At 73.4% G+C, this 22,542-nt stretch carries 19 protein-coding genes and 1 tRNA gene; 6 read left to right on the forward strand and 14 right to left on the reverse strand.

Annotated features, from left to right (window positions below; all coding sequences use genetic code 11):
* Positions 1 to 32: 32 nt before the first annotated feature.
* The 5 genes from ACP7CD_RS17425 to ACP7CD_RS17445 are packed head-to-tail and all read right to left on the reverse strand — an operon-like array spanning position 33 to position 5,665.
* Complete coding sequence (locus ACP7CD_RS17425; RefSeq protein WP_426120777.1) at positions 33 to 1,160, reverse strand: ABC transporter ATP-binding protein; 1,128 nt, start codon at positions 1,158 to 1,160, stop codon at positions 33 to 35.
* On the reverse strand, positions 1,157 to 2,209 hold the full coding sequence (locus tag ACP7CD_RS17430; RefSeq protein ID WP_368828369.1) for an ABC transporter ATP-binding protein: 1,053 nt from the start codon (positions 2,207 to 2,209) through the stop codon (positions 1,157 to 1,159). Before ACP7CD_RS17430 ends, ACP7CD_RS17425 begins: the two co-directional genes overlap by 4 nt.
* On the reverse strand, positions 2,209 to 3,177 hold the full coding sequence (locus ACP7CD_RS17435; RefSeq protein WP_368828370.1) for an ABC transporter permease: 969 nt from the start codon (positions 3,175 to 3,177) through the stop codon (positions 2,209 to 2,211). Before ACP7CD_RS17435 ends, ACP7CD_RS17430 begins: the two co-directional genes overlap by 1 nt.
* Positions 3,174 to 4,130 (reverse strand): ABC transporter permease, encoded by a 957-nt coding sequence (locus tag ACP7CD_RS17440; protein WP_426120778.1) that lies wholly within the window; start codon positions 4,128 to 4,130, stop codon positions 3,174 to 3,176. Before ACP7CD_RS17440 ends, ACP7CD_RS17435 begins: the two co-directional genes overlap by 4 nt.
* Entirely contained in the window at positions 4,127 to 5,665 is a 1,539-nt protein-coding gene (locus ACP7CD_RS17445; protein WP_426120779.1) for an ABC transporter substrate-binding protein, read from the reverse strand. The genes ACP7CD_RS17440 and ACP7CD_RS17445 overlap by 4 nt, the downstream gene beginning before the upstream one ends.
* A gap of 242 nt (positions 5,666 to 5,907) precedes the next feature.
* Here ACP7CD_RS17445 and ACP7CD_RS17450 point away from each other — a divergent pair, with 242 nt between their 5' ends.
* Positions 5,908 to 6,633 carry a DUF1028 domain-containing protein gene (locus tag ACP7CD_RS17450; RefSeq protein ID WP_017834079.1) on the forward strand — a complete coding sequence of 242 codons (726 nt, stop codon included), beginning with the start codon at positions 5,908 to 5,910 and terminating at the stop codon, positions 6,631 to 6,633.
* A 47-nt stretch (positions 6,634 to 6,680) separates the two neighbouring features.
* Complete coding sequence (locus ACP7CD_RS17455) at positions 6,681 to 7,880, forward strand: CapA family protein (protein ID WP_426120780.1); 1,200 nt, start codon at positions 6,681 to 6,683, stop codon at positions 7,878 to 7,880.
* Between the two features lie 3 nt (positions 7,881 to 7,883).
* On the opposite strand, the gene ACP7CD_RS17460 is transcribed toward ACP7CD_RS17455, so the two are convergent.
* From ACP7CD_RS17460 to serA, 3 genes are all read right to left on the reverse strand, one after another.
* Positions 7,884 to 8,771 carry an endonuclease/exonuclease/phosphatase family protein gene (locus ACP7CD_RS17460; protein ID WP_109268588.1) on the reverse strand — a complete coding sequence of 296 codons (888 nt, stop codon included), beginning with the start codon at positions 8,769 to 8,771 and terminating at the stop codon, positions 7,884 to 7,886.
* Between the two features lie 157 nt (positions 8,772 to 8,928).
* Positions 8,929 to 11,922 carry a glycosyl hydrolase family 65 protein gene (locus ACP7CD_RS17465; RefSeq protein ID WP_426120781.1) on the reverse strand — a complete coding sequence of 998 codons (2,994 nt, stop codon included), beginning with the start codon at positions 11,920 to 11,922 and terminating at the stop codon, positions 8,929 to 8,931.
* A gap of 50 nt (positions 11,923 to 11,972) precedes the next feature.
* Positions 11,973 to 13,169: a phosphoglycerate dehydrogenase gene (serA, locus tag ACP7CD_RS17470; RefSeq protein WP_095651311.1), complete on the reverse strand. Its 1,197-nt coding sequence runs from the start codon at positions 13,167 to 13,169 to the stop codon at positions 11,973 to 11,975.
* 273 nt (positions 13,170 to 13,442) lie between these two features.
* Between serA and ACP7CD_RS17475 the strand changes: the two genes are divergently transcribed.
* Entirely contained in the window at positions 13,443 to 14,633 is a 1,191-nt protein-coding gene (locus ACP7CD_RS17475) for a M14 family zinc carboxypeptidase (protein WP_368828375.1), read from the forward strand.
* Between the two features lie 91 nt (positions 14,634 to 14,724).
* Here the strand turns inward: ACP7CD_RS17475 and ACP7CD_RS17480 are convergent.
* Positions 14,725 to 14,811 (reverse strand) — tRNA-Leu (locus ACP7CD_RS17480).
* Positions 14,812 to 14,958: 147 nt separating this feature from the next.
* On the opposite strand from ACP7CD_RS17480, the gene ACP7CD_RS17485 reads away from it, so the two are divergent.
* A complete protein-coding gene (locus ACP7CD_RS17485) occupies positions 14,959 to 15,816 on the forward strand; it encodes a formate/nitrite transporter family protein (protein ID WP_426120782.1) in 858 nt (285 codons plus the stop codon).
* A 3-nt stretch (positions 15,817 to 15,819) separates the two neighbouring features.
* Here the strand turns inward: ACP7CD_RS17485 and ACP7CD_RS17490 are convergent, their stop codons facing one another.
* Positions 15,820 to 16,602 (reverse strand): metal-dependent hydrolase, encoded by a 783-nt coding sequence (locus ACP7CD_RS17490; protein ID WP_017834072.1) that lies wholly within the window; start codon positions 16,600 to 16,602, stop codon positions 15,820 to 15,822.
* Between the two features lie 180 nt (positions 16,603 to 16,782).
* Between ACP7CD_RS17490 and ACP7CD_RS17495 the strand changes: the two genes are divergently transcribed.
* Positions 16,783 to 17,373 (forward strand): alpha/beta fold hydrolase, encoded by a 591-nt coding sequence (locus ACP7CD_RS17495; RefSeq protein WP_109268591.1) that lies wholly within the window; start codon positions 16,783 to 16,785, stop codon positions 17,371 to 17,373.
* A gap of 25 nt (positions 17,374 to 17,398) precedes the next feature.
* Here ACP7CD_RS17495 and ACP7CD_RS17500 read toward each other — a convergent pair whose 3' ends face one another.
* A complete protein-coding gene (locus ACP7CD_RS17500) occupies positions 17,399 to 17,686 on the reverse strand; it encodes a hypothetical protein (protein ID WP_035925795.1) in 288 nt (95 codons plus the stop codon).
* 77 nt (positions 17,687 to 17,763) lie between these two features.
* The gene (locus ACP7CD_RS17505) at positions 17,764 to 18,411 is read right to left on the reverse strand and encodes a YdcF family protein (protein WP_115162264.1); all 648 of its coding nucleotides are present in this window, start codon (positions 18,409 to 18,411) and stop codon (positions 17,764 to 17,766) included.
* Positions 18,412 to 18,622: 211 nt separating this feature from the next.
* Between ACP7CD_RS17505 and ACP7CD_RS17510 the strand changes: the two genes are divergently transcribed.
* Positions 18,623 to 19,096 (forward strand): acyl-CoA thioesterase, encoded by a 474-nt coding sequence (locus ACP7CD_RS17510; protein ID WP_109222271.1) that lies wholly within the window; start codon positions 18,623 to 18,625, stop codon positions 19,094 to 19,096.
* 24 nt (positions 19,097 to 19,120) lie between these two features.
* Here ACP7CD_RS17510 and ACP7CD_RS17515 read toward each other — a convergent pair whose 3' ends face one another.
* Together ACP7CD_RS17515 and ACP7CD_RS17520 are read right to left on the reverse strand one after the other, a co-directional pair.
* Entirely contained in the window at positions 19,121 to 20,986 is a 1,866-nt protein-coding gene (locus ACP7CD_RS17515; protein WP_426120783.1) for a bifunctional sugar phosphate isomerase/epimerase/4-hydroxyphenylpyruvate dioxygenase family protein, read from the reverse strand.
* The gene (locus ACP7CD_RS17520; protein WP_109243694.1) at positions 20,986 to 22,428 is read right to left on the reverse strand and encodes an MFS transporter; all 1,443 of its coding nucleotides are present in this window, start codon (positions 22,426 to 22,428) and stop codon (positions 20,986 to 20,988) included. Before ACP7CD_RS17520 ends, ACP7CD_RS17515 begins: the two co-directional genes overlap by 1 nt.
* Positions 22,429 to 22,542 lie beyond the last annotated feature (114 nt).

A 22,542-nucleotide genomic window follows, 5' to 3' on the forward strand; every position in this document is an offset into this window, starting at 1 on the left:
CCAGGTCTGGTCGGCGTCGGTCGTGCTCTCGGTCAGGGATCGGGCGGGGCCTCGGCCCACGGCGGGGTCCGTGCCGGCCCCGGCAGGCCATCGGGCGCGGGGGCGGGCCCGCGCGCGGACGCCTGCACCTCCGGGAGCCGGATGCAGGCGGCGAGGTGCGCCGGTCCGGCCTGCCGGGGGTCGGAGGACACGGTCCCCGGGGCCGCGCCCTGGGCGCCCGGCGGCGGGACGGGCGCGGGCACCGTCCGCGCGCACTCGTCGGCCGCCCACGGGCACCTCGTGCGGAACACGCAGCCGGACGGCGGGTCGAGGGGGGAGGGCACCTCGCCCTCGAGCGGGGCGGTCCTGCGGCGGCGCTCCGCCACCGGGTCCGCGGACGGGGCCGAGGCGAGCAGCGCCCTGGTGTACGGGTGGGCGGGGGCGTCGAAGACGTCCCGCACGCCGCCGTCCTCCATGAGCCGGCCGAGGTACATCACGAGGACGTGGTCGCTCATGTGCTCCACGACCGCGAGGTCGTGGGCGATGAACAGGTAGGTGAGCCCCAGTTCGCCCTGCAGCTGGTTGAGCAGGTTCATGATCTGCGCCTGGACGGAGACGTCCAGGGACGCGGTCGCCTCGTCGAGGACGATGAGGTCCGGCTCGCCCGCGAGCGCCCGGGCGATGGACACGCGCTGGCGCTGCCCGCCCGAGAGCTCGTGCGGGTACCGGTCGAGGAAGCGGCGGGAGAGGCCCACCTGCTCGAAGAGATCCGCCACCCGGCGGCGGCGCCCGTCCCGGTCCCCGCCGAGGCCGTGCACCTCGAGGGGCTCCGCCACGGCGCGGGAGACGTGCTGGCGGGGGTCCAGGGACGCGAAGGGGTCCTGGAAGACCATGGCGATCCGCCGGCGCAGGGCCTTGAGCTCCCGGCCCCGCACCGAGGTGACGTCCCGGCCGTCGAGCAGCACGGTCCCCGCGCTGGGCTCCACCAGGTGCATCAGCGCGTTGGCCACCGTGGACTTCCCCGAGCCGGACTCGCCGACCAGGGACACCGTCTGCCCCCGGTGGATGTCGAAGTCGATCCCGGCCACGGCCTGCACCACGCCCTTGCCGCGGTCGGTGCGGACGGGGAAGCGGACCTGGAGGTCCCGCACGCTCAGCAGCGGCCGGTGGTCGCCGGTCATCGGGAGCCTCCTCGCCGGCCGGTGCCGGCCGCGCCGGTGCCGGCCGCGCCCCCGCCGTAGAAGGTGCGGGCGACGTGGTCCGGTCCCACCACGGTCTCCGGCGGGCGCTCGGTCTCGCAGCGGGGGTCGCCGCGGACGGGGCAGCGGTCCCAGAACAGGCAGCCCGGGGGCAGGTGCTTCGGGTCCGGCGGGCTGCCGGGGATCACGGCGAGCTCGCCCTTGCCGCGGGCCGTCTGCGGCCGGGCGGCCATGAGCCCCCGGGTGTAGGGGTGGCGGGGGTCGGTGAAGAGCTCCTCGAGGGGCGCGGACTCCACGATCTGCCCGCCGTAGAGCACGGCCACCCGGTCCGCGATCCCCGAGACCACGCCGAGGTCGTGGCTGATCCAGATCACGCTCATGCCCCGGGAGGCCTGCAGCTCCTTGACGCGCTCGAGGATCTGGGCCTGCGTCGTGACGTCGAGCGCGGTGGTGGGCTCGTCCGCCACGAGCAGCTCGGGGTCGCAGGCCAGGGCCACGGCGATCATCACGCGCTGCTTCATCCCGCCCGAGAGCTGGTGGGGGTAGGAGGAGAGGCGGGACGGCGGGTCGGGGATGCCGACCGCCTCGAGCAGCTCGAGCGCCCGGCGCCGGGCGTCGCGGCGGGTGAGGCCGAGGTGGAAGCGCGGTGCCTCCGTGAGCTGCTCCTCGACGGTCAGCACCGGGTTCAGGGACGTGGAGGGGTCCTGGAAGATGAAGCCGACCCGCCTGCCGTGGACGCCGCGGAGCCGCCGGGGGCTCATCGTCACGATGTCCTGACCGTCCAGCAGGGACTGCCCGCTGACCCGGGCGGGCGGGGAGTCGATCAGCCCGGTGGCCGCGAGCACCGTCATGGACTTGCCGGACCCGGACTCGCCCACGATGCCCAGGGTCCCGCCCCGGGGGACGGTGAAGGACACGCCGTTGACGATCTCCGCGGGGCCGATCCGGACGGCGAGGTCCCGCACGTCGAGCAGCACGTCCCGGTCGGCGGGCGCCGGGGCGGCGGGTCGGTGGGGCTCGGTCGTGCGCATCAGGCGCTCCTCCGGATCTCGTCGGCGGTCCGCTGCCGCGGGTCGAGGACGTCGCGCATGCCGTCGCCCACGAGGTTGAACGCCAGCACGGTGCAGAAGATGGCCAGGCCCGGGAACACGCTCATCCACCAGGCGTCGTAGATGAAGGCCTGGGCGTCGTAGAGCATCCGTCCCCACGAGGGCTCGGGCGGCTGGACGCCGAGCCCCAGGAAGGACAGCGCCGCCTCGGAGAGGATCGCGAAGGCCAGCGAGAGGGAGGTCTGCACGGTGATGGGCCCCATGATGTTCGGCAGCACGTGGCGGCGCAGGATGAGGCCGTCGGACGCGCCGATGGACCGGGAGGCCGTGACGTAGAGCTCCTCGCGCACGGCCAGGGTGGAGGCCCGCGTGATGCGGGCGAAGATGGGGGTGTAGACCACCCCGATCGCGATCATCGCGGTGGTCAGCCCGGGGCCCAGGACGGCCACGATCGCCATGGCCAGCAGCAGGATGGGGAACGCGAAGAGCACGTCGGCGCTGCGCATGACGACGGTGTCGAGCCAGCCGCCGAAGAAGCCGGCCACGAGCCCCAGGGCCACGCCGACCACCAGGGCGATGCCCACGGCCACGAGCCCCACGGTCAGGGAGATCCGGGCGGAGAGCACCACGCGGGAGAACACGTCCCGGCCCAGCTCGTCGGTGCCGAACAGGTGCGCGCCCGAGGGCGGCTGCAGGGCGTTGACCACGTCGATGTCGTTCGCCCCGTAGGGGGCGATCCAGCGTCCGAGCACGGCGAGCAGGAGGACGACGACGAGGATGACCAGCCCGGCGGCCGTGACCCGGTTCGAGACCAGCATCCGCAGGGTGCCGGTGCGGGCGGCCTCCTCCGGGTTCTCCGCCGGCTCGGCGGGCCGCGGGACGGGCCCGGTGCGGCCGTCGCCGGCGCCCGGGGCGCGGCGGTCGGGCGAGGGCGTCTCGGGGCTGCTCATGACACACGGATCCTCGGGTCGACGACGGCGTACAGGATGTCCACCAGCAGGTTGATCAGCAGGAAGATCAGGGCGATCAGCAGCACGGTGCCCTGGACCACCGGGTAGTCGCGGGCCGCGACGGCGTCGAAGACCAGCCGGCCCAGGCCCGGCCACGCGAAGACCACCTCGATGACGATGAGACCGCCCAGCATCGTGGCGGCCTGGACGCCGGCCACCGTGAGGATCGGGACGAGCGCGTTGCGCATCACGTGCCGGCCGATGACCGTGCGGCGGGGCAGGCCCTTGGACCGGGCGGTGCGCACGTAGTTGGAGCCGGCGACGTCGAGCACCGCGGCGCGGACGTAGCGGGTCATGATCGACCCGGAGACCACGCCCACGGCGAGACCCGGCAGGATCACCCGCTGGAGCCAGCCCCACGGGTCCTCCGTGAAGGGCACGTACCCGGACGGCGGCAGCAGCCCGAGCATCGTCGAGAAGACGATGATCAGCATCAGGCCCAGCCAGAAGTCGGGGATCGACACGCCGAACTGGCTCACGGCGCGGATCCCGCCGTCCGCCGCGGAGCCGCGGCGCAGGGCGGCCCAGGTGCCGAGCGGGAACGCGATGAGCAGGGCGATCGTGATGCCGGCGAGGCCGAGGGACACCGTGGCCGGCAGCCGGTCCAGCAGGATGAGGGTGACGGGCTCGCCGCTGCGGAAGCTCACGCCGAGGTTCCCGGTGAGGGCGTTGCCGACGTAGGCGAAGAACTGCACGAGCAGGGGCCGGTCCAGACCGGAGGCCTCGCGCAGGGCGTCGTAGGACTCCTGGGTGAAGCGCGTGCCGAGGGCCACCCGCACGGGGTCACCGGGGACGAGCTGGAGTAGGGCGAAGACCACGACCAGCACGCCGAAGAGCACCACCACGGTGTGCAGCAGGCGCTTGACGAGGAATCTCAGGAGCGGGCTGCTCATTCGGTGTCCTCCTCGAGCCGGACGTCCTTGAACCGGACGGCGCGGTCCGGGCGGGCCTCGTAGCCCTGCAGGTCGGGGGTCCACGCCTGGACCACGTCGGGGTTGTACAGGTAGACGTAGCTGGCGTCGTCCACGATCTGCTCCGCCGCCCGGCCGTAGAGCTCCTTGCGGGCGTCCTGGTCGGTCTCGGTGCGCCCCGCGTCCAGGAGCCGGTCGACCTCGGGGTTGCTGTAGCCCTGGGCGTTGTTCGAGCCCTCGGAGTGGTGCTGGTTGTAGTAGTAGTCGTTGACGTCCACGTTGCCGAGCCAGCCCAGCAGGAGCATGTCGAAGTTCCCCTGGGCCTGCTCGTCGAGCCAGGTGGCGAAGTCGAGGGTCCGGATGTCGGTGGCCACCCCGATGTCGGCGAGGTTCGCGGAGATCACCTGGGCGGCCGTGACCGTCTCGGGGTACTCGTTGGTGACCATGAGCTCGACGGTCTCCCCGGTCAGCCCGGAGCTCTCCGCGAGCTCCCTGGCCCGCTCGGGGTCCTGCTCGAAGGGCGCGTACTCGTGGTGCCACACGGACGTCTCGGGGACCGCGGTCTGGTTCAGGGTCGCGTTGCCGTACCAGGTGACCTGGGCGATCGCCTCCCGGTCGATGGCCCGGGCCACGGCCAGGCGCGCGTCGAGGGAGTCGAAGGGCGGGCGGGCCTGGTTCATGGCCACGTACCAGTAGTCGGTCGAGGGGACCCCGGCGACCTCGAGGTCGGGGTTCCGCCGCAGCGAGTTCACCCGCTGCGGCGGGATGGAGTCGGTCCAGTGCACCTCGCCCGCGGTGAGGTCCGCGAGCGCCGTGGTGCCCTCCGAGATGAACCGGTAGACGACCCCGGGGACGTGGGGGCCGTCGCCCCAGTACTCGTCGTTGGCCCGCAGCGTCACGGCCGTGCTCGCGGAGTTGCCCACCACCTCGAACGGGCCGGTGCCCACCGGGTCGAGCTGGACGTCCCCGCTCTCCACGTTCTGTCGCTCGACGACGGCCATGCCCTTGTACCCGCCGATCGCGGCGAGCAGGGCGGGCGTGGGCTGGGACACGTCGATGCGCACGGTGTGCTCGTCGACCGCCACCACGTCCTCGACGGCGGCCAGGCGGTAGGCGTTGGCGAGCTGCTCGTCGATGATCCGGTCGTAGGAGTACACGACGTCCTCGGCGGTGAACGCGGAGCCGTCGTGGAACGTGACGCCCTCCCGCAGGTGGAACGTCCAGGAGAGCTGGTCCTCGCTGACCTCCCAGGACTCGGCGAGGGCGGGCTGCATCTCGAGGTTCTCGTCGGGCTCCACCAGGGTGTCGTAGACGTTCTCGAGGATCTGGAAGGAGAAGTAGGCGCTCGTGTTGTGGGGGTCGAGCTGGTCGGGCTCCCCGGCGATGGCCACCTCGAGGTAGCCGTCGGTGTCGATGTCCCCCGCCCCGGCCAGGTCCACGCCCTCGCCCGCCGAGCAGGCGCCCAGGGCGAGGCACACGGCGCTCCCCAGGGCGGCGATCCGTGCTCCGCGTGCCATCCGCCGCCTCCCGGTGGTAGGAATGAGCCGTCCGCCCGGGAGCACCCGGCAGGTGCTCCGTGCGGCCGCCCTCCCGATGCGCACCCGGTCGTGGGTGTCGTCCCACCCTATGCACCCGGGACGGCCCGCCACCAGCACCGCGGGCCCGGCGTGCCGGGGCGGAGGACGTCCCGCCCCGGTCCGCGCGGGGCATCCATCGACAACGAACCGGCCGGCACGGACGTGCCGGCCAGGAGGTGCTCGTGACCTACACCGTGATCGCCCGGAGCGCGGACTCCCGCCTGCTCGGCGCCGCCACGGCGAGCTGCTCGCTCGCCGTGGGCAACGCCGTGCCGGCCCTCGTGCCCACCGCAGGGGTGGTCGCCTCCCAGGCGTGGACCAACCGGCGGCTGCGCTTCGAGATGCTCCGCACCCTGCACCACGGGGGCACGGCCGAGGAGGCGATCGCGGCCCTGACCGACGCCGACCCGGACCTGGCGCTGCGCCAGGTGGCCGTCCTGCCCGTGGCGGGGCCCGGTGCCCACCTCACCGGCAGCCTGTGCACGCCCTGGGCGGGGGGCGTGGCCGGGGCCGACTTCGTGGTGATCGGCAACTACCTGACCGGCCCGGAGGTCGTCGAGTCGATGCGCGCCGCGATGGACGAGGCGCTCACGGGGTCCGGGCCGACCAGCACCGAGATGGCCGGCGCGCTCCTGGCCTGTCTGCGCGCGGGCCGGGACGCGGGCGGGGACAGCCGGGGGCAGCAGAGCGCCGCGGTGCTCGTGGCCGACACGCTCGCGGGCTTCCAGTACCCTGTGCTACTCGACGTCGACCTGCGGGCCGACAACTCGCCCACCCCGCTGGAGGATCTGGAGGAGATGCTCGCGCTGAAGGGCAGGGCCCACCCGGCGCCGGCCGAGGTGGTGCCCAGCACCGAGGTCCCGCACCGTCCCGAGGACGAGGGGCTCTGGTCGACGGTCCTGTCCTGACCTCCGGCGGGTGGGCGGCCCCCGCCGGGGTGGCCTACCCTCGGTCCATGAGCTCTCGTCGTGTCCTCCCGCCGGTGCGCCGCGGCCCCGCGGCGGGCCTGACCGCGGTCCTCCTGGCGGGGGCGACGGTCCTCGCCGGCTGCTCCCCGGAGCCGGCCGGGCCGCCGGCGGGCGCTCCGGACGGGACCGGGGCGCCGTCGTCGGCCCCCGCGGCGCCGGAGCCGGCCCCGGACCGGCTGGAGGTCGTGGTCACCGGCGACGTCCTGCTCCACCCGGGGCTGTGGGCGCAGGCCGAGGCGGACGGGGACGGGGAGCTGGACTTCGGCCCGCTCGTGGAGGGCCTGCGCCCGTTCACGGAGGACGCCGGCCTCGCCGTCTGCAACATGGAGACCCCGCTCGCCGCGGCCGAGGGCCCCTTCTCCGGGTACCCCTCGTTCGAGGTGCCGCCGCAGATCGTCCCGGCGCTGGCGGACCTCGGCTACGACGCGTGCACCACGGCCTCGAACCATGCGGTGGACGCCGGCCCGGAGGGCCTCGAGCGGACCCTCGACGTCCTGGCGGACGCCGGGATCGCGACCACCGGCACGTACCGCGCCGCCGAGGACGCGCGGGAGCCGCTGGTCCTGGACGCGGACGGCGTGCGGGTGGGCCTGGTGACCGGCACCTACGGGCTCAACGGCAACGTCCCGGACGCCGCGTGGCGCGTGGACCTGTTGGACGTCCCCGAGATGGTCCGCAAGGCGCGCGCGGCCCGGGCGGCGGGGGCGGAGATCGTGCTGGCCGCGGTGCACGCCGGCGAGGAGTACTCCTCGGCGCCCGACCGGCAGCAGTTCGAGGTCACGCACGCGCTCGCCGACAGCGGGGAGTTCGACTTCGTCTACGGCCACCACACGCACTCGGTGCTGCCGATCGAGAAGCGCGGGGACACCTGGATCGTGCACGGCCTGGGCAACAGCGTCTCGGAGCACGCCACCCGGGTGCCGGTCAACAACGAGGGCCTGACGGTCAGCATGTCCTTCGCGCGCGAGGACGGGGAGTGGGTGGCCGGGGACCCGGTGTGGACCCCGCACATCCTCACCCTGGACCCGATCCGGTGGTGCGCGCTGCCGGCCGAGGACGTCTGCCGCTCCCGCGAGGAGGACGCGGCGTCCCTGGCGCGCACCGCGCGGACCGTGGGGTCGATGGGGGCGGAGGCCGACGGCGCCCGCCCGTGGCGCCCGCTCGCCCTCGGTCCCGCAGGGGAGTAGCGCTCAGTCCCGGTCGAGGGTGACGAGCACCTGCACCGGGGCGTGGTCGCTGGGGTGGCCCCCCGCGAAGCGGGCGGTGTTGATCGCGGCGCGGCGCACCCGGACGCCGGGGCCGGCCAGCACCCAGTCGATCCGCTCCTCGCCCTCCACGGCCTCGCCGTAGTCCGGGAAGGTGCCCCACGCGGGGGTGAGCCGTTCCTCGGCGGCCGTCCAGGTGTCGGCGAGCACCCCGGAGCCCACGAGCGTCTCGTAAGCCCCGGAGTCCCCCGCCTCCGCGTTGAAGTCCCCGGTGACCAGGGTGGGGGTGTGCGGGTGGAAGCTGTGCACGAGCTCGACCAGGGCCTCCGCGCTGCGGTCCCGGGCGGTCTCGGAGTCGTGGTCGAAGTGGGTGTTGACGAGCACGAGGTCGGTGCCGGTGCCGCGGTCCAGGAAGCGGCCCCAGGTGACGATGCGCGGGATGTCGTTGCCCCAGGTGGTGGAGCCGATGAGCTCCGGGGTGCCGGAGAGCCAGAACTGGTCCCACTCCACCAGCTCCAGGCGCCGGGCGTCGTAGAAGATCGCGGAGTACTCGCCCTTGCTGCCCCCGGCGCGCCCGTAGCCGACCATCCGGTAGCCGGCGGGCAGCGCCCGCTCCACCGCCGGCAGCTGGTGGTGGAGGGCCTCCTGCACCCCGAGCAGCGTGGGCTGCTCGAGCTGCAGCAGCCGCGCCAGCCGGGGCGCGCGGTCGGGCCAGTGGTCCGGGTTCCCGGCGTGCGTGCCGCTGTGGTGGAAGCGGATGTTGTAGCTCATCACGTGCAGGGCGCGGCCCGTGGCGGGACCGATGAGCGGCACCGCGGGATCGGCGACGCCGGGGGTCGTGGAACGGTCGAGAAGGACGGTGTCTGAGGACATCACTGCTCCAGGGTGGGGGAGTGCGGGGGCGTCGTCGTCCCATGGTGGACCGGGCGGCCCGACCACGGTGCCACCGAGGGGGAACCCCCGGTGATCATCCGGTGAACTCGTGGGGTCCTCCACGGGGACCGCGGCCCCGTGGCCGGCGGTGCACGGCTCAGGCATCGGTCACCGCCACGGGGAAGTGCCGGATCTGCCCGGCGGCGAGCTCGTGGACCTCGCCGTCGACGTTCACGCGCACGGGCTCGGCGGGGCCGGGGGCGAGGTAGAGCCGCAGCCCGGCGCGGGTGACCTCGACCTGGATGGGCTGGTCCCGGTAGCTGATCGAGAAGGACACCTTGGGCAGCTGCGGGGGGATCGCCGGGTGCAGCCACAGCATGTCGTCCCGGACCTCCAGGCCCGTGTAGCAGCGGGTGAGGATGTCCACGGAGCCGGCCATGGCCCCCAGGTGCACCCCTTCGCGGACCGTGTCCCCCTGGGCATCCACGAGGTCGCTGTTGAGCGCCCGGGTGAGGAAGGACCAGGAGCTGGGGCGGTCCCGGCGGGCCTCGACCCAGGAGTGCACCACGTTGGAGAGCGTGGACCCGTGCGAGGAGCGGTCGCAGTAGAAGGCGACGGTGGCCCGGACCGCCTCCGCCGGGAAGTCGTAGCCCATCTGCCCCAGCAGCTCCCGCAGCTCCTCCGCGGAGAACAGGTACAGCAGCATCAGGACGTCGGCCTGCTTGGCCAGCCGGTAGTCGTTCGTGGAGCGCCCCTCGGCGTCGAGGATGAGGTCGAGGCGCCCGATGTAGCCGTAGCGGGTCCGGTAGTCCTCCCAGGCGAGCTCCGGCAGCTCCTCGTAGCCCTCGAACTGGGCGAGGACGCCGCCGGCCAGGAACGGCACCCGCAGCCGGGTGCGGACCCGCTCCCAGCGGGCCACCTCGTCCTCCCGCAGGCCCAGGCGCCGCCACAGGGGCCCGCCGTAGTCCTGGCCGAGACGCTCGACCATCTCGACCGCCCGCGCGAGCAGCCACGCCGTCATGACGTTGGTGTAGGCGTTGTTGCGCAGCCCCGAGCCCGGCGCGCCCGGGGCGCCGTCGTGGAACTCGTCCGGGCCCATCACCCCCGTGATCACGTACCGGTCGTCCTCGGGGTCGTACACCGCGAGGCTCGAGAAGAACCGGGCGATCTCCACCACGAGCTCGGCGCCCTGCTCGATCAGGAAGCGGGTGTCGCCCGTGGCCTGGTAGTACTGCCACACGCTGTGCGCGACCGCCAGCCCCACGTGGCGCTGCAGCCGCGAGTGGTCCGGGATCCACCGGCCGGTGCGGGGGTTGAACAGCGCCCGCGGGGTCTCCTCGCGGCCGTCGCTGCCGCTCTGCCACGGGAACATGGCCCCCTCGTGGCCGGCCGCGCGGGCCGCCGCCCGCGCCTCGGGCAGGCGCCGGTACCGGTAGGCCAGCAGCGCCCGGGTCCACTCGGGCCGGCGGAGGGTGAGCATGGGGTAGACGAACATCTCGTCCCAGAACACGTGGCCGCGGTAGCCCTCGCCGTGCAGCCCGCGGGGCGGGACGCCGGCGTCCAGGTCCGGGTGCGCGGCCGCCACCGACTGCAGGACGTGGAAGGTGTTGAGGTTCACGGCCAGGCCCTGCTGGCCGCCGGCGTCGGTGGCCACGGCGAAGGCGGACCACAGGGCCTGCCACGCGACCACGTGGGCGGAGAGCAGCTCGTCGAAGCCGCCCGCCCGCTCCAGCAGCGTGGACGCGGCGTGCGCGGGCGTGGCGATCGCCCGGTCCTGCGAGGTCACGAGGGCGACGACCTTCTCGACCCGCACGGCCCGCCCCGGGTCCATCCGCAGCCGCAGCTCGTGGCCCACCACGCCGGGCGCGGGCCGGGACGGGACCCGGGAGAGCAGCCGGTCCTCCGTGCCGCTGCGGAGCACCCGGGTGCGGGCGGCCACGGCGATCCGGACGCCGGACCAGGACGTGGCCACCTCGACCCGTGCGGTCCCGTGGCCCAGGTCCTCGAGCCGGGCGTCGGCCAGGTGCCGGCCGGCCAGGGCGGCGTGCTCCGCGACGTTGCGGTTGCGGACGTCGGCGTCCACGAGGCTGCGCACGGTCAGGGTCCCGCTCCAGTCCTCGGCCTCGAAGACCGTCTCCTGCCCCGCCAGGTGGCGCTGGTCCTGGGAGACGAACCGGCGGGTGGTCACGCGGGTGGTGCGCCCGGCCTCGTCCCGGAAGCGCAGGGTGCGGGTCAGCACCCCGGTGCGCAGGTCGAGGTCCTGGTGGTGCTCCAGCACGTTGTCCGGGGTGGGCTCGAACCAGTAGCCGTCCTGGACGCGGTACTGCACCAGCAGCCAGTTGGGGGCGTTCACGAGGTCCTCGTGCTCCAGGACGAGACCGGCGGCCTCGGAGCGCAGCCGGTTGTAGACGCCCGCGAGGTAGGTGCCGGGGTAGTGCGTGCCGTCGGCCCGGGACTCGCTCGCGGCGCCGCGCACGGCCATGTACCCGTTGCCGAGGGTGCACAGCGACTCCCGCATCCCCTCGCGCGGCGGGTCGAGGTCGGCGTAGGTCAGGTTCCACGGGCTGCCCCCGCCGCAGCCGCCGGCCCAGTCGGAGTCCCCCGGGGCGGTGGCGACCGGGATGTCGAGGTCCGTGAGGTCGTCCACCACGAGGTGGGCGCCGGCGGCGAGCAGCCGGCCCCGCCGGCCCGCGCCGTCGAGCCCCACGACGAGCCCGAAGCCGTGGGTCACGGCGGTCCGCACCAGGCGGTCGCTGTCGCTGACCACCACGATGTGCTCGGGCTCCACCGCCAGCCGGCGGGAGGCGAGCAGCAGGGAGGCGGCCGGCGGGTGCGGGTCCGGCCCGTCCCGCGGCGGATCGGCCGCGACCACGATGTCCGCCGGCGGTCCCGCGCCCAGCTCCGGGTGGGTGGTGACCAGGGCCGTGAGCACGCCCTCGGCGCGCAGGCGGGCGAAGAGCTCGGCGGCCCCCGCCTCGTGGCGCGGGTGCAGGACTCCGCCGGCGGGGCGTATCGGGACCGGGGCGGCGTCGTCGCCGGCGCGGGCGGTGTCGTCGGGGCCCGGTGCGGCCCCCGCCGGTGCGAGGGCGAGCACCACCGCTCCGTAGGTGCTCCTGCCGTGGACGGCAGGCTGCTCCAGGACGCCGCTCATGCGGTCATTGTGCCACCTGCCTCCGTCAGGAGCCGGAGGCGGGCGGTGCGTCAGTTGATGGTGCTGAGACGGATGGTCTCGGGCAGCCCCAGGATCTGCTCGATGACCTCCCGGGTCACGCCGTTGCCGGCGTCCGTGACGAGGTAGCCGGTGTCCCCGCGGGTGGACAGCTGCTGACGGTCGATGTTGATGCCGTGGTCGCCGAGCACGCTGTTGACTGTCGCCAGCACGCCCGGGACGTTGCGGTGCAGGTGCAGGATGCGGGTGCCGTTGACGGCGGTGTCCAGCTGGACCTGCGGCATGTTCACCGACAGGGTCGTGGAGCCCGAGGTCGCGAAGGACGAGAGCTTCCCGGCCACGAACCGTCCGATGTCCACCTGCGCCTCCTGCGTGGAGCCGCCGATGTGCGGGGTGAGGATCACGTTGGGCAGGCCCTGCAGCACCGAGGTGAACGGGTCCCCGGCCACCTTGGGCTCGTTGGGGAAGACGTCCACCGAGGCGCCGGCGATGTGCCCGCTGACCAGGGCGTCGCGCAGTGCGTTGTAGTCGACCACCATGCCGCGGCACAGGTTCAGGAACAGGGACCGGGGGCGCATCCGCTCGAACTGATCCCGGCCGAAGAGGTTGTTGTTGCTGGTGCGCCCGTCCACGTGCAGCGAGACGGTCTCGACCCGTTCCAGCAGCTCCTCCAGCGTGTCGCAGCGCTGGGCGTTGCCCAGGGGCAGGCGGTCCACCACGTCGTAGTAGTAGACCCGCATGCCGAGGGTCTCGGCGAGCACGGACAGCTGGGAGCCGATGTTGCCGTAGCCCACGATGCCGAGGGTGCGGCCGCGGACCTCGTGGGCGCCCTCGGCGGACTTGTCCCACACGCCCTCGTGCATGCCCTTGTTCTTGTCCGTGAGGTGCCGGGCCATCGAGATGATCTCGGCGATCGCGAGCTCCACCACGGACCGGGTGTTGGAGTAGGGGGCGTTGAAGCACGTCACGGCGTGCTCGGTGGCGGCCGCCAGGTCGATCTGGTTCGTGCCGATGCAGAAGGCGCCCACGGACAGCAGCTGCGGGTGGGCCTCGAACACCTCCCGGGTCACGTGGGTCTTCGACCGGATGCCGAGCAGCTCGACGCCCTCGAGGGCGTCGACGAGCTCTCCGGTGTCGAGGGCGCCCTTGCGGGTCTCGACCTCGATGCCCTTCTCGGACAGGATGCGTTCGGCCTCGGGGTGGACGTTCTCCAGGAGCAGTGCTTTCACAGTCGCCCAGTCTATGGCTACGGCGCAGGGGAGCGCGACGCCGGGCGTCACCCCGCGGCCGATGTGGCCCGGATCACCGGGCTCCGTGGGGGACCGGCCCGCGCGGAGCCCGTGGACGTTCCGCCGGCGGACGCAGGTCTACCGAGCAGTACTTCCATTGTTGCGGGCCGGCCGGTGACGGACGTGTGCCATCGCGAATAGCATCGCGAGCACCCCCTCAGGCGCGGCCCCCCGGGCCGCACCGGCAGCCCCATCCCCCAGGAGGACCAGCACATGATCCCTCAGCACCGCGACCTTGCGACCGCACGCTCCTCGGACCGCCCGCGCCGCCGGCGCCGGACCGCGGCGGCGCTCGCGCTCGCCGTCGCCCTTCCCCTCGGTGCCGCCGCACCTGCCGCCGCGGACGCGAACTTCCCCGCCACGGAGGGGAGGACCAGCATCTCGAGCATCCTGACCCCCGACGACGTGGAGCGGGAGCTGCAGAAGCTGGAGCGGACCAGCCGCCACGGTGTCGACGCCTTCACCCTCGCCGAGGCCGGCATGGAGGTGAGCACCTCCGAGCAGGGCCGGGACCTGTGGGTCGCGACCGTCGGCTCGGGGCCGGAGCACGTGTGGCTCCAGGGCCGGATCCACGGCAACGAGCCCTACGGCACCGACGCCCTGCTGAGCCTGCTCAAGGAGCTCGGCACCGACGGCTCGTCCGAGTACGAGCTGCTGCGCTCGAGGTTCACCTTCCACATCATCCCCATGTACAACCCGGACGGCGCCGAGGCCAACATCCGGCACACCGTCCTGTGGGACCAGGTCTCCGGCGCGCCGGAGGGCGGGACGCCGCAGCGCATCGACCTCAACCGCGACTGGACGGCCGAGGGCTTCGCGGCCGACGAGTCCCGCGCCTTCTACGAGTACTGGACGACGGTCGACCCGGCCTGGGGCGTCGACATCCACCACCAGGGCCTCAAGACGCAGTACGGGACCGGCGACGACGTCACCCTGTCCCTGGGCATCTCCCTCGCTCCCGGCGGACCGACCCTGCCGGGGCTCGAGGGCGGCGCCTACGACCGGCTCACCCGGCAGATGAACGTGCACGTCTACGACGAGCTCTCGAAGTACGGCTCCATCAACATCGACCGCTACCAGGTGGGCGGCAGCTACGAGATCGACATCAAGGGCGGTGTCGTCTCGGCGATGATGCTCGGCCTGGACCACGGCGGGCTCAACCCCGAGGGGCACTCCCACCCGGTGGTGTTCTTCGAGACCTCGGGCAACTCCTCGGACGGCAGCCTCGGTCAGAAGGCCCGCGGCAAGAGCGTGCGGCAGAACGTGCTCGCCGTGAAGGAGCTGCTGCTCGGCCTGGCCACCGGGGAGGTCCAGCAGGAGGACCCGGAGCGCTGGGACGAGATCCCGCACGCCCCGGTCACCGGCTACCAGACCGACTACGCCGGGGTGATCCCGGTCGGCTGAGCCCGGCCGCCGGGGCCCGGCTGCTCCGGCCGGTCCGGGGGCATCAAAAAGGCGAAGCGGGACATCCGTCGGATGTCCCGCTTCGCCTGTGTGGTGCGCGAGGGGGGAGTTGAACCCCCACGCCCTTTCGGGCACACGGACCTGAACCGTGCGCGTCTGCCTATTCCGCCACTCGCGCTGATGGATCACAGCGGCGGACCGCTGTGGGCAACGACGACAATCCTACCCACAGTCGCCCCTGTTGGCCAATCGTGGTCTCCGGCCTGCTGTCAGTAGGCTTGCCGCATCCCGGTCAGGGGTCGACGAGGGCACACAGGGGGCACGGATGGAACCCGACAGGGAGAATCTCGAGGAGAAGCGCAAGGAGCTGGGCAGGACGGACGAGCCGCTCGAGGACGAGCTGGTCGAGGAGTTCGAGAACACGGTCACCGAGGGCGCGGAACGCCTGACCCGCACGTGGCGGGCGATGACCATCACCGGACTCTTCGGGGGCATCGACGTGGGGGTGGGCATCCTCGCCTACCTGGCGGTCAAGGAGGCCACCGGATCGGACCTGCTGGCCGGCGCGGCGTTCGGCTTCGGGCTGCTCGCGCTCCAGCTCGCCCACTCGGAGCTGTTCACGGAGAACTTCCTGGTGCCCATCTACGCCGTCGTCTCCCGGCACAGCACCTGGTGGCAGCTGGCGCGCTTCTGGACGGTGACCCTGCTGACCAACCTCCTGGGCGGATGGCTGTTCACCTGGTTGATCGTGGCGGGGTTCCCGCAGTTCCACGACGTCCTTGAGGAGTCGGCGACCAAGTACCTCGAGGGGGGCCTCACCGTGGAGTCGGCCGCTCTGGCGCTGCTGGCCGGCAGCACCATCACGCTCGGGACGCGGATGAGCCAGGGATCCAGCAACGAGGTGGTGCACACCGCCATCGCGCTCATCGACGGCCTGCTGGTCGTCGGGCTGGGCATGCTGCACGGCGCACTGAACTCGGCGGTCATCTTCGGGGCGATGCACACGGGCGCCGACATCTCCTACACGGAGTGGCTGGTGTGGATGCTGTGGGTCATCCCGCTGAACATGGTGGGCGGGCTCGTCATCATCACGATGCCGCGGCTCATCCGCACGCTCGAGCTGATCATGAAGGAGCGCGGGCAGCAGGTGCGCGAGCACGCCGCCGACGGGCGGGTGGTCTGAGGCTCAGGCGACCACGAGCCCGGTGGTCAGGGCGAAGGCCCCCCACAGGCCCGTCAGGGCGAAGAGGGTGATCGGGGCGAGCAGCGCGATCTCCGCGGCCGAGCCGGCGTTGCCGATCAGCGGCACCGTGAGGAAGGACCGGTTCTTGTACACCGACCGGGGCAGGGGCAGCGGCATCCGCAGCGGGTAGAGCAGGTGGATCCCGCGCGTGGTCACCAGGTCCCCGGCCAGGTGGGCGACCACCCCCGTGGCCACGGCCGCGGCGAACCACCACTCGTGGGCGGGCGGGTGCAGCCCCACCAGGACGCCCAGCCCGATCCCCACGACCCAGTTGAGCTTCGCGACCCGGTCCGGCACGAAGGCGAGCACCTGCACCGCGAAGGCGATGAGGAGCACGGACATCACCGCGGCGAGCGGCCACACCCAGCCGAGGCCCTCGACCGGGATCCCGATCTTCTGCGCCGCGGCGGCCAGGCCGGTGAACACCGCCACGCCCAGCACGGAGTGGGTGCCGCGCCGGTGCCCGCCGGAGAGCCGGCAGATCCCGCGGGCCAGCCAGGTGGACAGCGGGCGCAGGGACCGGGCCACGGTCCCGTCCGGGTGGTCGAGGTCCGGCAGCAGGGCCGCCCCGGCGGTGACGAGCGCCCCGGTGAGCACACCGGCGTCGCCGACGTCCAGGACGCCCCAGCCGATCGGGACGGTGAGGTCCTGGAGGTGCAGCTGGTAGTCGGCGGTCAGCGCCACCCACGCGGCCGCCCCGCAGGCCGCATGGCTCGGTCCCATCATGAGAGTGATGTCCTCCTCGGATTCCCGGTTGCGGGGAGCCGGTCGGCCCCACCAGCGGAAACACTAGGGTCCCGGCCGGACAGCACAGCGCCGGGGACTGCCCGATGGGCGCCCGGTGACACCGGATCCCCCGGGTCCGTAGGCTGACGGCCAGGACTCCGCCGACGGAAGGACAGCGCCGTGCTCCGATCCGATCGCTCCGGTTCGGGGGCGCCCACCCTGCTGCTGCTCCCGGGGCTGCTGTGCACCCAGCGGCTGTGGGACCGGGCGCGGCCGCTGCTCGAGGCCTTCCACGACGTGCTCACGGTGGACCTGCCGGGCGTCGGCGGCGGCGACCTCCCGGAGGGAGCCGCCGACCTGGAGGCGTACGCGGACCGGGTGTGCGAGGTGCTCGACGCCGTGCGGGAGCACGGCGTCGCCGCCTACGCGGACCGGCAGATGCCCCGGACGTTCCGGGAGGACGCCCGCGAGGAGGACGTCGAGGCCGCGCTCCGGCAGGCCCGGGACTGGCCGGAGGACGCCGTGGTCCGGGCCCTGGAGGCCATGCGGGACCGGCCGGACCGCACACCCCTGCTGCTCGAGCACACCGAGCTGCCGGTGCTGCTCATCCAGGGGGACGACGACCCCGCGATCGACGCGCTCGACCCGGAGGAGGGCCATGTCACGCGGATCGTCACGGACACCGCGCACATGGGCGTGCTCACCGACCCGCACACCTTCGCGGGCATCGTGCACGGCTGGGTGGCCGACGAGCTCGAGCGCTCTGCCTGAGCGGGCCTCGTCGGGGAGCGGGGCGTCAGGGGGCTGCCACGGACCGCCACCCCGCGGAGTCCACCTCGACGACGACGGGTGCCCGGCCGCGCACGCTCCGCCGCCGCAGCGCCGCCTCGATGTCACCCGCGGGGGCGGCGACCACGAAGGTCTCGCCGCGGAACAGGTCGGCCGAGTCCTCGACGAGCGAGACCAGCTCCTCGGCGCCGCGGGCCGTGAACCGCTCGGCCACGCGCAGGCGCGCGGTCCACGGCGGGGGAGGGACGGCGTCGTCGAGGAGGACGGCCGTGGCCGGGCACTGCAGGTCGGTCATGACCTTAGTCTTCCCCTCGCGCCGCGGCGGGGGAAGGCGGGAGCCGCAGAGCACGGCCACCGGTCCCGGCCGACCGCTCAGTCCAGGGACTTGGGCCGCCACGGCAGCTGCTGGTCGCAGCCGGGGGTGAGCCAGGCCTTCACGAAGCCGCCGGACTGGTAGATGAACTCCCGCAGGTGACCCCGCGGCACGGCCGGGTAGTCGAAGGAGAGCACGTCCAGCTCCCCGGCGTAGCAGCGTTCCAGCAGCAGGCGGGAGCGGGCGACGTGCTGACGGTAGGTGAGGGCGCTGACGTGCTCCCACCCTCGCTGCTCGCTGAGTGCGCGCAGCTCCATGGCCTCGCCCTGGGTGGTCGAGGGGTCGGGGCGGAAGCAGATCACCTCGTAGTCCTGCTCGCCGCCCCCCGCGCAGGTCTGCGCGGCCCGCGTGTAGTACACCCGGCCCGAGGCGTCGCCGAGGTCGCCGGTGCCGGGGTTCGCCACGACCAGCACGGGCGCCACCCCGGCGTCCATGAGCCGCAGCGCCTCGGCCATGCGGGTCCGGTCCGGCGGGCCCAGCACGAGCAGGGCGTCCGAGCGCGCCGGGACGTCGGTCCGGGGGTGCTGGAACGCCGTCCAGCCGGCGACCAGCCAGACCAGGAGCAGCGCGAGCACCGGGACGAGCACCCAGGTCGCCCGGGCAGAGCAGTGGACGGGGCGGCGGGTGGTGCGGGCACTGCGGGGCATCGGGGCCGCTCCTCGCCGGTCGTGGGGACGGAGTCCGGATCAGCCGACATTGTCGCACCCGCCGCTGGGCGCGGCCGCCGTGTGACGGGCCGAGACCGCCCGGGCGGGCCGGTGCGGGCCTACGATGTAGCACGCCGGTGCGGTGCGCGCGGGCGTGCCGCGCGGACGTGCCGTGCGCACGGCAGGTCGAGGACCGAGGAGGACGGACCGCATGACGGTGGAGGACGAGACCGGGGTGCTGTGCCGGGTGCCCATGCGCTGGGGCGACATGGACCCGTACGGGCACGTGAACAACGTGGAGGTCGTGCGGCTGCTCGAGGAGTCGCGGATCGCGGCCCTGGGCGTGCCCGTGGGCACCGGCGACCAGGTGGAGCCCCCGCTGATCCCGTTCTTCTCCGCGCTGCCGGAGGGCACCCAGGCGCTGATCACCGAGAACCGGATCAGGTACCTCCGCCCCCTCGAGTACCGCAACACGCCGGTGGAGGTCCGGGTGTGGGTCGTCTCCGCCCGCGGCGGGTCGCTGACGCTGGGCTTCGAGATCACCGACGTGGTCTCGCGCCGGGCGTGCGTGCGGGCCGAGACCCAGCTGGCGTTCTTCGTGCCCGCCACGGGGACGGTGCTGCGCATCTCGGCGGAGCAGCAGGAGCTCCTCGCCCCGCACGCGGGCCCGCGCGTCTTCCGCTGACCCGCGCGCCCCGCGGCGGGGTGCTCAGGCCTCCGTGCGCGCCCGGTGGGCCGCCTGCGAGCGCCGGTACTGCGCCGCGAGCCGGACCGGGGCGTTGGGCGCGCCGAAGCCGGAGTACCCGTTGCGGCGCTCGACCACCTCGAAGAACACCGTGCCCAGGGTCTCCGTGTAGAAGTGCAGGAACTCGCCCTCGGCGTCCCGGTCGTAGAGCAGGTGCAGCTCCTGCAGGGACGCCAGGAACCCGGCGTCGAGGTCGAAGCGGGCGTCGAGGTCCTCGTAGTAGTTCTGCGGCACGGGCAGGAACCGCAGCCCGCGCCGGCGGGCGCGCCGGGCCGCGGCGAAGACGTCCGTGCAGGACAGCGCCACGTGCTCGGGGTAGGCCGCGCCCACGAAGGAGCCCTGCTCCGCGGCGGCCGGGGCCACGTTGAGCGGCATCCGCACCGCCCCGTTGGCCGAGCGCATCACCTGGCTGCGCACCAGCCCCGAGGGGCCGGGGACGTCCTGGGCGGCCTGCGCCTCCAGCGCCAGCACCGAGGTGTAGAACAGCACGGCCTCGTCGTAGTGCTGCCACGGCTGGGCCATGTTGACGTGGTCCACCCCGGTGACCAGGGCCCCCGTGTCGAGCTCTTCGTCCGCGCCGAACTCGCCCAGCCACCCCGGGACCCCGTCCGCCGTGCGCTCGCAGAAGAAGATCTCCGTGCCGTCCGGGGCGAACACCCCGCGCAGGACCTGCTCGTCGTCGCGCTGGGAGCGGGGCACGGGCAGGGCCTTGAGCCGGGCGGCCCGGTCGACGGCGGCGTCCGGGTCGGCGACGTCGAAGCCGAGCGCGGCGACCTCGGTGGGGGAGCCGTCCGGGACCGCGTCGTTGACGACGACCCGCACCGGTCCCTGCACCCACACCTGCACGTTCTCCTTGGACTGGTGGTGCCCGCCCAGGGCGAAGCCGAGCTGGTGCAGGAGCCGGGTGGTCTCGCCGAGCCGCCCGGTGCGGATCTCCACGAAGTCGTGGCCGGCCGGCTCCTCGACCGCGGGCAGCGGCTGGAGCTCGAGCGTGTCCCGGGTCCGCTCCCCGGCCAGGGCCCGTCGGGTCTGGTCCTCGAGCCAGCGCAGGGAGCGCAGCCCGTCCACCGCCGTGCGGTTGACGTCGGCCTGGCGGAAGGCGTCGTTGAAGATCTCCAGGGACACGGGGCCGTCGTAGCCGGCGCGGACCAGGTGGGACATGAAGCCGACCATGTCGAAGTCGCCCTGCCCGGGGAACACCCGGTGGTGGCGGGACCAGGACAGGACGTCCAGGTGCAGGAGCGGGGCGTCGGCCAGCTGCACGAAGAAGATCTTCTCCGCCGCGATGTCCTCGATCGGGGCCGGGTTCCAGGCGCGGGAGAGGATGTGGAAGCTGTCGAGGCAGGTCCCCACGCTCGGGTGGTCGGCGAGGTCCACGATCCGCTGGGCGCGCTCGAAGTCGTTGACGAACCTCCCCCAGGCCAGTGCCTCGTAGGCCAGGCGCACGCCGTGGCGCGCGGCGAGCTCGCCGAGCCGGTGCAGCTGCCCCGCCATGACCTCGTCGTCGTCGATCTCGGCCGTGGCCACGTTGGAGCACACGAGCAGGGTCTGCGTGCCGAGCCGGTCCATCAGCCGGAACTTGGCCTCGGCGCGCCGCAGGTTCGCGGCCAGCCGCTCGGGGCCCACAGCGTCGAAGTCCCGGAAGGGCTGGTAGAGGTCCAGGCTCAGGCCCAGCTGCGCGGCGAGCTCCCGGATCTGCTCGGGGGAGGAGGGGGAGACGACCAGGTCCTGCTCGAAGACCTCGATCCCGTCGAACCCGGCGGCCGCGGCGGCGTGCATCTTCTCCTCGAGGGTGCCCGAGAGGCAGACCGTGGCGATCGAGGTGCGCATCAGCGTGCCGCCCCGGCGGCGGCCGGCTCCGCGGCGCCCTCGTTCTCGGCGCCCCGGCCCCGGGCCTCGAGGGCGCGCAGCTCGGCGGCCTCGGTGCGCGAGGTGTGCAGCGCGTCGATCTCGTCGAGGGACTTCCGCGCCGTCTCCTTCGCGGTGAGCGCGGCGCCGCCGGAGATCAGGCACGCGACCGTGACGAACACGGCCACGCCCAGCCAGTTGTCGCCGGCGGGACCGGCCACGGCGGAGGCGAGGACGGGCGCGAAGCCGCCCGAGACGGCGAAGCCGATCTGGGTGCCCAGGGCCAGGCCGGTGACCCGGACCCGCAGCGGCAGCATCTCGGCGTAGAACGAGGGCCAGATGCTGTTGGCCATCGAGTAGAAGCACCCGGACATGACGGCGCCGAGCACGAAGATGAGCGGCCAGTTCCCGGCGTGGACCGCCGAGAGGTAGGGGTACATCAGCACGGCGGGGCCGAGGACCCCCGCGAGGAAGACGGGCTTGCGGCCGATGCGGTCGGCGAGCACGGCCACGACCGGGATCACGAACAGGGCGACGGCGTTGGCCAGCACGGAGACCCACAGCATGGTGGAGCGCTCGAGGCCGACCACGGAGGTGGCGAAGGAGAGCGACCACACCGTGAACACCACGTTGACGGTGTTGATCATGGCGGCAGCGGCGATCCGGACCACGGCGGCCCGGTGGTGCCGCAGGAGCACGCGCAGCGGGGACTCCGGCTGCTCGGCGGGGGTCTCGGCGCGGGCCTCCCGGAAGGCCGGGGGCTCCTCCAGGTGGCGGCGGATCAGGTAGGCCACCACCACGACGACGGCGGAGAGCCAGAACGGCACGCGCCAGCCCCAGCTGAACAGCGCCTCCTCCGGCAGGAGGGTGAACGGGATGAACACGGCGGTGGCGAGCAGGGTCCCGAACTGGGTGCCCTGCAGGGTCCAGCTGGTGGTGTACGCGCGGCGGTCCTCGTCGGAGTGCTCGAGCGACATGGAGATGGCGCTGGCCTGCTCGCCCGCGGCGGACAGCCCCTGGACCACGCGGCACAGCACGAGCAGCACCGGGGCCAGCATCCCCACCTGGTCGTAGGTCGGGAGGCAGCCGACGGCGAAGGTCGCCCCGCCGATCATGAACAGGGTCAGCATGAGCACGAACTTGCGGCCGAACCGGTCGGCCAGCGGACCCATGACCAGGGCCCCCAGCGGGCGGACGACGTACGCCACGCCCACGGTGCCCATGGCGAAGAGGATGGCCACGCCGGGGGACGTCTCGGCGGGGAAGAAGAGGTGGTTGAGCACCAGGGCGGCGGCGGTGCCGTAGACCGCGAAGTCGTAGTACTCGAGGGCGCTGCCGATCCAGCTGGCCAGCGCGGCCTTGCGGGGCGTCCGGCCGGAGGGCGGCGGGGCCGTGGTCCCGGCGGTCGTCGCTGCTGAGCTCATGGAGGTCCTTCGGGTCGGTCCACAACGCGATCTGGTTCTCATATTGTGGAAGTCACTGCTACTGTGTGATCATGATCTCTGTGAGCTGGTCCACATGTCAACCGCAGGACGGAC

Origin of the sequence: Kocuria sp. LHG3120 (assembly GCF_049897445.1) — a bacterium.
GTDB classification, from domain to species: domain Bacteria; phylum Actinomycetota; class Actinomycetes; order Actinomycetales; family Micrococcaceae; genus Kocuria; species Kocuria rosea.